At 63.1% G+C, this 12632-nt stretch carries 7 protein-coding genes; 5 read left to right on the top strand and 2 right to left on the bottom strand.

The window, feature by feature from the left end:
• Positions 1–251: 251 nt before the first annotated feature.
• Positions 252–746: a pilus assembly protein N-terminal domain-containing protein gene (locus ACFQ2F_RS13445; protein ID WP_379090912.1), complete on the top strand. Its 495-nt coding sequence runs from the start codon at positions 252–254 to the stop codon at positions 744–746.
• 116 nt (positions 747–862) lie between these two features.
• On the opposite strand, the gene ACFQ2F_RS13440 is transcribed toward ACFQ2F_RS13445, so the two are convergent.
• The gene (locus tag ACFQ2F_RS13440) at positions 863–2440 is read right to left on the bottom strand and encodes a pilus assembly protein TadG-related protein (RefSeq protein WP_379090910.1); all 1578 of its coding nucleotides are present in this window, start codon (positions 2438–2440) and stop codon (positions 863–865) included.
• A 260-nt stretch (positions 2441–2700) separates the two neighbouring features.
• Here ACFQ2F_RS13440 and ACFQ2F_RS13435 point away from each other — a divergent pair, with 260 nt between their 5' ends.
• On the top strand, positions 2701–3237 hold the full coding sequence (locus ACFQ2F_RS13435; protein WP_379090908.1) for a TadE/TadG family type IV pilus assembly protein: 537 nt from the start codon (positions 2701–2703) through the stop codon (positions 3235–3237).
• Between the two features lie 10 nt (positions 3238–3247).
• On the top strand, positions 3248–3844 hold the full coding sequence (locus ACFQ2F_RS13430) for a TadE/TadG family type IV pilus assembly protein (RefSeq protein WP_379090906.1): 597 nt from the start codon (positions 3248–3250) through the stop codon (positions 3842–3844).
• A gap of 29 nt (positions 3845–3873) precedes the next feature.
• Here ACFQ2F_RS13430 and ACFQ2F_RS13425 read toward each other — a convergent pair whose 3' ends face one another.
• Complete coding sequence (locus tag ACFQ2F_RS13425; protein WP_379090904.1) at positions 3874–5979, bottom strand: AsmA family protein; 2106 nt, start codon at positions 5977–5979, stop codon at positions 3874–3876.
• Between the two features lie 346 nt (positions 5980–6325).
• On the opposite strand from ACFQ2F_RS13425, the gene ACFQ2F_RS13420 reads away from it, so the two are divergent.
• Positions 6326–7246, top strand: coding sequence for a LysR substrate-binding domain-containing protein (locus ACFQ2F_RS13420; RefSeq protein ID WP_379090902.1), 921 nt, complete (start codon positions 6326–6328; stop codon positions 7244–7246).
• A gap of 146 nt (positions 7247–7392) precedes the next feature.
• On the top strand, positions 7393–12618 hold the full coding sequence (locus ACFQ2F_RS13415) for an alpha-2-macroglobulin family protein (RefSeq protein ID WP_379090900.1): 5226 nt from the start codon (positions 7393–7395) through the stop codon (positions 12616–12618).
• Positions 12619–12632 lie beyond the last annotated feature (14 nt).

The following is a 12632-nucleotide window of genomic DNA, read 5'->3' as shown; positions in this document are numbered from 1 at the left end:
ATCTCAGTCGACCTTCTCTTTATTCCTTGTTTTCCAAGCAACTTCTAAAAGCTGCCGGGCTTTCATTGAAATAAGATCGCTTTTTACTCAGATTTTATGCGCTTATCGATCTCCACTACCGGGTGTTTGGCGGCGCGAAACTCCCCGCCGCTACCCGGCCGGGGCCGTACAGAAACGGCGCAGGGATTTGCGAATCCTTCACCTTTTCCAGACCAAGCTCGGACAGGACTGAAGTCGGAAGGACCCGCCTTATGCGCGACGTCACTGGATTTAGAGCATCTCTCTGGGCACTCGCCCTCACGCTGCCCCTCGCATTTACGGGCGGGGCTATCCCGCAGGCCTTTGCGGAAGGTGTAATTGAAGTGCCGCTCGACAAGGCCAAGCTCGTGCATCTGGAGGAGCCCGCGGCGGAGATCATTGTCGGCAATCCCTCGATCGCCGACATCGCCGTCCAGAACTCCAAGCTGCTGGTCGTGACCGGTAAGTCGTTCGGCCGGACCAATCTGATCGTGGTCAATGCCAAGGGCGACATTATCGAAGAGAGCGATCTGACGGTCTCCGACCCCTCTAACGGCATGATCACAGTGCATCGCGGCGCGCGGAACAATGAGACCGTATACTGCGCACCCAAATGCACCTCACCGCTCGCTATCGGCGACAACTCGGAATATTTCGACACCATTCAGAAGCAGCTCTCCGCAAAGCAGGGCATGGGTCAGGGATCGGCTGCTTCCGGGGTGCAATAGGCGGCAAGCCGCAGGGTCAACAACAAAAGAAGGGCCGGAGGATCGACTCCGGCCCTTCTGCTGTCCGATGCTCTCTCGCCCTTGCGCGTTTACCGCAGACCAGGATCTCCTGTCCGCTACCGGGCGATACGAAGCTCACCCAGGCCTTGGGCGATATCCTGGAAGACGCCGGCGAGCTGCGAGTTGCTCGGCGAATTGTAGAACATGTCCGGTTCGGTGGCGCAGGAGCGCAGCAGGTTCTGAACCTGGCCGCTCACCTGGAAGCCGATCGTATAGAGCCGGATGTTGGAAGCCTTGATCTTCGAGCAGACGGTCGAGGTCTTTTCATCGAGCTCGTCTTCGGCTTCGTAGCCGTTCGTATTTCCGAGGTGGCCCTTCGCGGCATAACCGAACGCGTTATAGATCGACTTGTTGTGGTAGTTGCTGCCGCCGTTCACGCTGTTCTCACCGTCGGTGAGCAGCACGATCGCCTTGATCCAGGTCTCGTCGTCATAAGCTGCACCTTCCGAGAAGGGTGCGCCGGGGGAGATCAGACGCCAGCCCCAGAGCAGACCCGCCGGGATCACCGTGCTGCCGTCCGGCTCCAGCGCGTTGATGGCACTGAGAACTTTACTCTTGTTGTCCGTCAGCGCCGTGACGGGGTTCGGCGGACAGAGATAGTTCGGTCCGTAGGTGCTGCTGTTGACGTAGGCGTTGTCGTATTTCCGCGTGTCTCTCTGGATCTGCTCATCGTTCATAGAGTCCTGACACGTTTGATACCAACCCCAGCCACTGCAGCTCTGCGGATTCTGATCGTCTAGATAGTTGTTGGCGTAGTTGGGCCCACTGCTTCCGCCCCACCATCCACCTCCGGAGTCTTCCTCCGGGTCCGGCTCGTCCGGTGCGAAGTATGGCGCAAAGAGCGTGTCCTTGTCGGAGTTCGACGGCGCGGCGTCGGTCAACTCGTAGGGCTCGGCCCGCTCGCGCACGCAACCGGCCCAGCTCTTGTTGCGGAGCTTGCTGAACAGCGTCCAGGTATTGGTGCCGGGCACGAAGTCCTCTTTGGCGATGCTGGATGCGCCGCTCCGGTCGAGCCATGGCGAGTTGCTCATCTGCGAGCCGACATTCACCGCAGCGGAAAATGGCACAACGCCTACCTTGAGGGTGTCGGAAGTGGATTTCCCATTGAACAGGGTATTGACCATCTCGCGGGCGGCGTTCTTCAGGGCATTCATCTTGCCGCCGTTGCGCATGGAGCCGGTCGTGTCGAGGACCAGGATAAGCTCGATGTTTCGCTCCTCCTTGGTCACCATGGTCTGGGCGGCAACGTCCATCTGCTTGACGTTCGCGAGCTTCATGAAGGTCGTGGGCATCTCGCCGGTGACCGTCACAAAGATGTTGTTGTCCTTGTCGAAGCGGACATTGATTTTTCCGGACGCCCCGAGCGTCCCATCCGAGTAGTTGGCGTCGAAGAATTGCTGCGCCTTTTCCTTCAGCGCCTCCTTGTCCATGTCCGGCCAGGACCCGATGGCGAGGGCCGCAGCGTCGGCCGCCTCGTGCATGCGATCGCGCACAAGAAGCGCGCGGCCGTAATCGAAACCCACGCCCATCGCGATCACGAGGGGCAGAAGCACCACCCCAAAGAGGATGGCGACGCTTCCGCGACGTGAGCGAGAGAAATCCGCCGTGAGACGGGCGAGTTTTTTCGTGATCATTTCACCTACCCATAGCTAGCCGCGCCTATTGGCTATTGCTTGAATATATGCGGCTTTTTACATGGGTACGCTAGCTAATATTTCCTTCCCTCAAGTAATTAATAACATTAAAAACAGCATAAAATTTATATCAAATTTTAGTATAAGTATTATTTTTGCCGTTAACCTTCTCCTTTCTTTCTCTTTATCGCATTTTTAACAGCTTACATTTAATCCTACCCACATTAGGGACGATGTCCTCCATGCTTGCTGGATCATTCATGATTATTTTTCGAGACGGCGTCCGGCATCTGCGCAGATTCCGCCGCGACAAGAAGGGCGCCTCCGCGCTTGAATTCGCGATCATCGGGTCTGTGTTCATGCTCCTTCTCCTTGGGCTCTTCGATGTCGCTCTGCGGTATGCAGGCAACGTGGCCCTGGAGAAAACCGTCTCAGAGGCCGGGCGCCTCATTCGGACAGGCCAGGCGCAGCAGGGGAGCAAAGAAGCCTTCCTGCAAGCGGTGTGCGATGGCGTGACGCCTCCGCTCACCTGCGACAAGCTCCGTTTCGACGTCCAGACCTACGACAGCTTTGGAGCGGCCGACCGCGCCCTCCCACAGGATGACGAGGACAATTACCGTTACCAGCCGGGAGGGCGTAACGACATCGTCGTCGTAACGGTCTTCTACGAATGGCCACTCCTTTCCTTTCTTCCGAGTCTCTTCCGAGGGACTTACGACAAATCCCTATCCGGTGACCCAGACGATGACGACGGGAGACTTGTGGCGGCGGCGGCCTTCCGCAACGAGCCGTTCTAGGAGCGTGGCGATGCTGAGACGAAGCAAAGCAGGAGCGATCGCCGCAAGGTATTGGCGTGGCGCGAAGCAGGAATGCCGCGGCACTTCAGCGATCGAGTTCGCGATCATCCTGCCACTGATGCTCACCGCATACTTGGGCGCGGTTGAGGTCGGAAATATGCTGACCCTTAACCGGCGCACGGACCAAGTCGCTTATACGGTCGCGGACCTGACGGCCCAAGTGAGAACCCTGTCGAACGCCCAGATCAAGAATATCACAGACGCCGCCACCGCCATCCTGACACCTTATTCCACCAAGGATTTGAGCATCGTACTCACCAGCGTTGTCGCCGACGACAAGAACCGCCCAAAGGTCGCCTGGAGTTGCAGCAACGGCAACGGTGCACCGCTGGCCAAGAATTCTTCGGTCGATCTGCCAGAGGGCCTGACGGCGCCCGGCAGCAGCGTCATCATGGCCGATGTGCAGTATGCTTATGTCCCCCTCTTCGGGGAGGACGCTCCCTTTCTTGGGTCAACGTTCGGGAAGTTTACGATGTCCCGCAAATTCTACTCGCGCCCGAGGCGGTCGGCGACGGTCGACAAGACGGACAATGGCTGTCCCGGCTAGTCGCAGCCGGACCTGAAATCGCCTCGCGCTTAGTTCCCGCCGTTGATCTTCACACCGCCGAGGAAACGGCCGAGTGCCTCGCCGGCGGGCTTGTCCTTGAACTTCTCCTGGATCACGTCGCCGATCTTGTTGATGGTCTTTGAGGCCGCTTCGGGGTTGTTGAACAGCCCTGCGAGCTCCGGCTGATAGGTGGGGTTCTCGAACGGGCCCCGGATGCGGATCGGGATGGTAAGGCCGACCAGATCCTTGGCATCACCCATGCCCTTGGGTGCCGCGACCAGCTCCGGGTTGGCCAGGATGTCCAGGTTGCCGGCCGGGATGTTGACCGTGCCCTTGGCGCTCACGTTCAGATACTGGCTGACCAGCTTGAAGTTCTTAGTCTCGGCGATGCCCTTTCGCATGGTGAAGCTGCCGCCGAAGCTGTCGAACGGTGTGCTTCCGCCCTTGATCTTGGGTAGGCGCCCCTGATCCACCTGGGCGAGAATGCCGGTGATGTCTATGCCTTCGACCGCACCGTTATTGACCATGATATTGCCATTGCCGGTGAGCGACCTCTTGATCGCATCGGCCTCCATCCCCTTGCCGTTCAGCTTCAAGATCACCTTGATCTTGCCCGACACACGGTCGAACTCCGCCGCATCGGTGAGGAAGGGCTTGGCGTCCACCTGGTCGAGATTGAGATTGGCCGAGAAGACCGGCACAGCCGGGTTCTGGTCGATGATCAGCTTGCCGCGCCCCTCGCCGCCATAGAGCTGCATGCCCCCGAGATTGGCGGTCAGGATGCCGTCCTTATAGTTGAAGGCGAGCGCGCTCGGTCCGATGGTGATGTTGTCCACCAGGGTCTGGCGAACATTCACGTTGACGTCGGCATCGAGCGGCGACGGCTCTTTCGGCTTCGCGGCTCCGGGCTGCATGTCCGCAGCCGGGTCCTCCATGGAGGGGACGTCCGGAAAATCGTTGGGGAATGCCTGAGGAGCGGCGTTTTGCGGCACCGCGCCCTGCTGGCCGCCAGCGGGGTTGGCCGCCGGCTTCGGGGCGGCATTACCCCCGCCGCCGCTACCACCACCTTGCGGCAGGAACGGCGTCACGTTGAGAAGCTCGATTGCCAAGGCTGCACGCAGATGCGGCTTCGGCCCATCGAGATGAAGCGCCGCCTGGCCGCGTCCCGTGGTGTCGCCGAGCTTGAACATCAGGTCGGTGAGGGTGGCGCCGGCAAAGCTCCACTGGACCTGGCTCGAAAGCTCGCCCGGGATAACCGGCTTGGCCTGCTGACCGCCATCGGGCGTCCATTCGATCAGGTTCTTGAATGACGACGAGGTTCCCTTGAACACCCCTTGGGCGCTGACTTCCGGCGCCGGAACGACCGCACCGTCGAACTGCGCCTTGAAGTCCTTCGCGGCGAGAGCCAGTGCGACATCGGCCTGCCGCCCTGCCCGCAAGTCGCCGGCCGATGTCAGAGTCAGATTGTAGTTCAGGGTCTTCTGCTTGAGCTGGAAGCTGCCATTGGAGGTCAGAGGGTCGTCGATATGGGGCATGGCGAGAGAGGCATTGATCTGCTTGATCTCGCGGTTCACCTGACCGTTCTCATCGAGAATGCGGACTGTGCCGTCTTCGATACGCACGTCGCGCAGGCGCACGTCGCTCGTGTCGTCCTGGGGCGTGGCGGCGAAGGCCATGGAGGCCTTGGCGAAGCGCGGCTCGCTCTTCGCGGGAAGCGATGCGCGGCGGCTCTTCTCTTCAGCAGGTGCTTGACCTTGCCGCTGTGGCGCCGTTTGGGCGCTGCCGGGGCGCACCGTGACCAGCGGCTGCTCGAACAGCACGTAGCGGGCATCCACCCGCTGGCTGATCAGCTCGAAGAGATCGAGGGTGACCTCAAGCCGCGCCACGTGGAGGTCGATCGCCGTGGCGTCGGTGCCCGGATCCCGCAGGGTCGTGTCGGTCAACACCATCTCAGGGTTCGGCAGGAAGGTCAGCGAGGCCTCGCCGTTGACGATGAGCTCGCGTCCGGTCTGCTGCTTGATGCGCTCGGCCACGCGGGCCTGGATGGCTTCGGGAGAGACAAAGATATTGGCGGCGATCAGAGCCAGCACAATCACCGAGAAGAGACCGCCAAGGATTTTCAGGAAAAGCTTCATAACGAATCGATGCGGCGCACCGCCAAATATGTCGGAAAAGGGAGCGCCAAATTAACGAAAGAATTGCGGTGAGAATAGGTATCTGCGCTCGGCGCTGCGCAACACCGCGAATCTGAAGACCCATCTTTTCCAAAAATCGGCCCCAAACCGCTAGCGGTCCGCTGCCGGGAAGCAAGCGGACCGCCGCACGGTTGAGATGAGGAAGCGAAGGGCCGCCCCTTTGGGCGGGGCTAGCCATGGGCGCTTCGGGGCGTTCGGGCTGGGATACCCGTCAGCCTTGTCAGGACCCTAGCCCGGAGATTAACATGCATGAAGTGAAACCTTTTCAGATGAATTATTGCACCTCATGCATCTACGCGAAGTCGACGCCAATCTCCTCGTCATCCTCGACGCCCTGCTCACCGACGCCAGCGTCACCCGTGCCGCGGAAAGGCTGGGGCGCAGCGCCTCGGCCGTGAGCCATGCGCTCGCCAAGCTGCGGGAGATCTTTTCCGACGAGCTTTTCGTTCGGGCGGGGCAACGGTTGGTGCCAACGGCAAAAGCTCAGGAGCTGGCGCCGACGGTGCATGTGATCCTGGCGGGCATGGAGAGCCTGCTTCGGCCGGACAAGCCGTTCGATCCAACGCTGGCCGACCGGGACTTCTTCGTCGCGGCGTCGGAGGCCGGCGAGTTGATCATGATCCAGCCTCTCCGCAACCACCTCAGTGAGGCCGCACCCAATGTGCGGGTCGGCTGGATGGCGGGCAGCGGCGAGGATTCCATCGAGGCGTTGCGCAACAGCCGGTGCCACTTTGCCGTGGACCTGGAATCCACCGCGATCCCGGCCCCGGACATCCGCTCAAGCAAGCTGTTCGACGATCATCTCGTGGTGCTGGGACGCCCCGGACATCCGCTGGCGAACAAGCGGCCCAGGCCGGAAGACTTCGCGGCAGCCACCCATGTGGCGGTCAATGCGCTGCCCGCCTACGACCTGATGGCCCGGAAATTTGCCGAGTCCGGCCATCTCCTACCCCCGCCGGAGAAGGTCTCCTCGGTGCTGGTGGGGCTACTGCTTGCGCTGAATAGCGATGCGCTCCTAACCGTGCCGACCTCCCTTGCGCAGATCCTAGAGAAGCAGTTCTCGCTCATCCGCATCGCCCAGCCTTTGGAGCCGGTCGGCCTGCCCGTGCGACTCCTCTGGCATTCCAGCTACGACCGGGACGAGTGCCATCAATGGATAAGGGGCGAGATCGCCAAGCTCGTGGGTGACCGGGACGGCAACGCCTGAGGAGCGCGGCGGGGCGCGGTTTTTTGAGTTGAGGCGTGCAGCGCCACTAGCGCCTGTCACATCGCTCTACTAGCATGCGTTGCAGGTCCCCGAGCGGCGGCCGAGAAGCCTCCGCGATGCCGAGAGGGACCCTCCGGAGGATCCGCATGCCTGCTCTCGTTCGCGCCGCGCTCTTGGCGCTCATCGTCTCTTTCACGTTCGTTGCCCTCGCCCCCGTCTCGACGGCCTTCGCCGATGCACCGGTCTATCAGAACGATCGGCTCGACGACGACGCCATCAAGCTGGAAGCCAAGCTGAAGTCGGAAACGAGCGGCGTCAGCGCCCCTGCCCTCGCCCTGCAGAAGCAGGCGGACGCGGCGCTGAGCCAAAAGGATTTCGCAGGCGCCGCCCGGCTCTACGGCCAGATCGTTGCGTTGGAGCCGAACGATGCGCGGAGCTGGCGCCGCTATGCGGATATTCTGCTGCGCGTCGATCCGGAGGACGGCGACCGCTACACGCTTCAGAAGAACGCCACCACGGCTGCCTATATCGCCTACCGCCGGGCCGCGACCTCGGACGATCAGGCCGATGCGCTGGTGACGCTGGCCAATGCCTACGGCAAGCGCCAGGAATGGCGGAACGCGCTCAACGCGCTGAAGGTCGCGCTGTCGGTGCGGGAGACGGAGAACCTCCGCCAGATCTATACGCAGCTGCGCGAAAAATACGGCTTCCGGGTCACCGACCACAGCATCGATTCCGATGCCTCCTCGCCGCGGGCCTGCTTCCAGTTTTCGGAAGCGCTTCCCGACCGGGCCGACTTCTCGCCCTTCGTGGTGGTTGAAGGCCAGGACAAGCCGGCGCTCTCCGTCGACGATCAGCAGCTTTGCGTGGACGGGCTGAAGCACGGCGAGACCTATCGCATCACCCTGCGCGAGGGCCTGCCGTCGGATATCGACGAGTCGCTTCTGAAGCCTGCGACCTTCGACATCTATGTGCGGGACCGGGCGCCAATGGTGCGCGTCTCGGGCAAGAACTATGTGCTGCCGAAGACAGGCCAGCAGGGCATTCCGCTGATCAGCGTGAACACCGACAAGCTGGACATCACGCTGTACCGGATCGGCGACCGCAATCTGATCAACTCGGTGCTGGGCAACGACTTCCAGACCAATCTCTACCCCTATTCCTTAAGCGAGATCGCCGACAAGGAGGGTGCCAAGGTCTGGACGGGCACGCTCGCGGTCGAGAAGACCCTGAACCAGGACGTAACCACCAATTTCCCGGTCAACGAGGCGGTGCCGAATCTGAAGCCCGGCGTCTACGTCATGTCGGCTGAGCCGGCGGATGGGCCCGACAACGACTACGAGGAGCTCGCCACCCAGTGGTTCATCGTCTCCGATCTCGGGCTCACGGCCTATTCTGGCGATGACGGCATCCATGCCTTCGTCAATTCGCTCGCGACCACCGAGCCGATCGAGGATGTCGAGCTGCGGCTTGTCGCCCGGAATAACGAGATCCTCGCCAAGACGAAGACCGACGATGCGGGCCGCGCGAATTTCGCCGCCGGCATGACCCGCGGCGAAGGCGGGCTCGCGCCGGCCATGCTGATCGCCTCCCAGAAGGGTGTCGATTACGGCTTCCTGAGTCTGAAGGGCTCACCTTTCGATCTGACTGATCGCGGCGTCGAAGGCCGGGCCCTGCCGGGCGCACTCGATGCCTTCGTGTTCACCGAGCGGGGCGTCTACCGCACGGGCGAGACCGTGCATGTTACGGCGCTTCTGCGGGATGCCACGGGCGAAGCGGTGATGAACACGCCGCTCACTCTCGTGGTCAGCCGGCCCGACGGCGTCGAATACCGGCGCAAGGTCGTGCAGGACGAGGGAATCGGCGGGCGCGATCTCGACGTGCCGATCATCGGCGCGGCCCCCACCGGCACCTGGCGGGTCGCGGCCTATGCCGACCCGAAAGGCGATTCCATCGGCGACACCACCTTCCTGGTGGAGGACTACGTTCCCGACCGGCTGGAGTTCGATCTGGCGACGGACGCCCCGGCGATCGTTCCCCGCCAGCCGGTTGAGCTGATCGTGGACGGCCACTTCCTCTACGGCGCGCCTGCCTCGGGCCTGCCACTGGAAGGCGAGGTGACCATCAGTCAGGCGGAAGAACGCCCGGGCTTCGCAGGCTATCAGTTCGGTCCGAATGCCGATCAGGATGCCGGCGCTAGCAGGGAGGTCATGCCCCTGGAAGGGCTGCCCACAACGGGCAAGGACGGCGAGGCGGTCTTCCCCATCGCCGTGCGCAACGTGCCCGATACCGGACACCCCATGGAGGCGAAGATCGCCATCCGCATGTCGGAGCTGGGCGGGCGCGCGGTGGAACGGGATATCACGCTGCCCATCAAGCCGAGCGATCCGATGATCGGTGTGAAGCCGCTGTTCAAGGGCGCCTCACTCGCCGACGGCGCGCAGGCCGAGTTCCAGGTCGTGATGGTCGGACCCGACGGCGAGCCGATGGAGGCGAAGGGCCTCGAATGGCAGCTCCTCAAGATCGAGAGCAAATATCAGTGGTACCGCCAGAACGGCTATTGGAGCTTCGAGCCCATCAAGGTGACGCGGCGCGTGGCCAACGGCTCGATCGACGTGAAGCCCGGTGAGCCGGCCCAGATCGGCGCGCCGGTCTCCTGGGGCCGCTACCGGCTTGAGGTCTCGAGCCCCGACGCGGCGGGCCCCTTCACCACGGTGGGCTTCGATGCGGGCTTCTATACGGAGGCCAGCGCCGACACGCCGGACTTCCTGGAGGTCGCGCTCGACAAATCCGAGTATAAGCCCGGCGACACCATGACGGCGGCGGTGACCGCGCGGAGCGCCGGTCAGGTGACGCTCGCGGTGATGGGCGCAGGCCAACTGCTCGCCACAAAGACCGAAGAGGTGGAGCAAGGCACGGCCAAGATCCCGCTCGAGGTGAGCGAGGATTGGGGCACGGGCGCCTATCTCGTGGCGACGCTGCGCCGGCCCCTGGAGACGGAAGCCAAGCGCATGCCGGGGCGGTCCATCGGCCTCGCCTATTTCTCCATCGACAAGGCGGCCCACACTCTCGATGTGAGCCTCAATCTGCCGGAGAAGATCCGGCCCGAGACGACCCTACGGGTGCCTGTGAAAATCGCGAACCTCGCCGAGGGCGAGAGCGCGCGTGTGGTGGTCTCCGCGGTCGATGTCGGCATTCTCAATCTCACCAATTACGAGCCGCCGGCGCCCACGGAGTATTTCCTCGGCCAGCGGCAGCTCTCCATGGAGATCCGCGATCTCTACGGTCAGCTGATCGACGGCATGCAAGGCACCAAAGGTCGGATCCGCACCGGCGGTGGCGCGGGTGCGGCGGAGCTTTCGGGCAGCCCTCCCACACAGCCTCCGCTCGCGCTTTATTCCGGCATCGTGACCGTGGATGAGAACGGCGAGGCGGAGATCGAATTCGATACTCCGGCCTTCACGGGCACGGCCCGGGTCATGGCCGTCGCCTGGAGCGAAACCCAGGTGGGTGAAGCGGATGGCGATGTGCTGATCCGCGATCCGGTCGTGGTCTCCGCGACCCTGCCCCGCTTCCTGCTGATCGGCGATCAGAGCACGCTGCGGCTCGACCTCGACAATGTGGAAGGTGCTGCCGGCGACTATCAAGTCACGGTGTCCTCAGAAGGACCTGTGGGCGTGACCAAGCCGGAGGCCACGGTGACGCTGGATGAGAAGCAGCGGACGGGGCTGAACCTGCCCATCGCGGCGACGGGGGTAGGCGACGCCTTCCTCACGGTCGCGGTCACAGGACCTGAGGACTATGTGGCCCGTCGGGACTATGCGGTCTCCGTGAAGCCCGCGACCCAGATCATGTCACGGCGGACGGTGCAGGCCCTGCCGCCGGGTGGCAGCCTGAAAGCCTCCGCGGAGCTGTTCGCCGATATCGTGCCGAACACGGGCCAGCTCGCCCTATCGGTGACGCCCTGGGCGTCGCTCGACGTCGCGACGCTGATCCAGTCTCTCGATCTCTATCCGCTGGGCTGCACGGAGCAGATCATCAGCCGGGCCATGCCGCTCCTTTACGTCAAGGAGCTGTCGGAGAAGGCGCAGCTGACGGCGGACGCCTCGATCGACGAGCGGCTGAACAAGGCGGTCCAGACAGTGCTGGCGCGTCAGACTCCGGAAGGAGCGTTCGGCCTGTGGGGCGCCTATGGCGGCGATCCGTGGCTGGACGCCTATGTAACGGACTTCTTCACTCGGGCCCGGGCGCAAGGATACCCGGTTCCGGACGACGCCTTCCGTCTCGCCCTGAACCGTCTGCGGAACTACGTGAACACGGCGCCCGATGTGGATCGTGATGGCGGACTTGCCCTCTCCTATGCGCTCTACGTTCTGGCGCGGAACGGCACGGCGCCGGTGGGCGATCTTCGCTATATCGCCGACACGAAGCTCGGTGCCTTGGGGACGCCCGCAGCTAAGGCACAGATCGGTGCGGCGCTTGCCATGCTGGGCGATCGCATCCGGGCGGAGAAGGCGTTCCGGGCCGCGCTCGGCGCGCTGCCCGAGAGCCCGGAAGCCGAGCCGGGACGGCAGGATTTCGGATCGCCCTTGCGGGATGCGGCCGCCGTCGTGACGTTGGCAGCAGAAGGCGATGCGCCGAAGCCGCTGCTGGTCAGCGCCACGGCCAAGATCGGCCCGGCGCGGAAGCTCGTGAAGCGCACCTCCACCCAGGAGGACGCCTGGCTGATCCTCGCCGCGCGGGCATTGGGCCAGCAAGAGATTGCGCTCTCGGTGAACGGCGAAGAAGCGAACGAGCCGGTCTACCGCAATCTCAGCGAGCTTGAGCTTTCCGGCAATCCGATCACGGTCACCAACGAGGGCGAGGCTCCGGTCGATGCGGTGCTCACGGTCTCCGGCGCGCCCTTCGCGGCGGAGCCTGCGGCGGACCAGGGATTCCATATCGAGCGGAGCTACTACACGCTGCAAGGTGCGCCGGCCGATCCCACCACGGCGACCCAGAACCAGCGCTTCGTGGTCGTGGTGCGGATCACCGATCCCCAGCCACAATTCGCCCGGGTCGCGCTGATCGATTACCTGCCGGCGGGCTTCGAGATCGACAATCCGCATCTGGTCAGCTCGGGCCAGACGGACTCTTTCTCCTGGATCCCCGACGGGGCCGATCCGGAGCATCAGTCGTTCCGGGACGACCGCTTCACGGCGGCCTTCGACCGGACGGCGGACAGCCCGGCGGTGTTCTCTGTGGCCTATGTGGTCCGCGCGGTGTCGCCGGGCGAATACGTGCTGCCCCAGGCCCATGTGGAGGACATGTATTCCCGCGACCGGTTCGGGAATACGGGAACGGGCAAGATCACCGTGAAGGCGGCGCGGTGAGAACAACGTGAGGA

The organism is Methyloligella solikamskensis (assembly GCF_042676065.1).
GTDB classification, from domain to species: Bacteria; Pseudomonadota; Alphaproteobacteria; order Rhizobiales; family Methyloligellaceae; genus Methyloligella; species Methyloligella solikamskensis.
The sequence above is the reverse complement of the archived record's forward strand: the minus strand, read 5'-3'. Positions and strand labels throughout refer to the sequence as shown.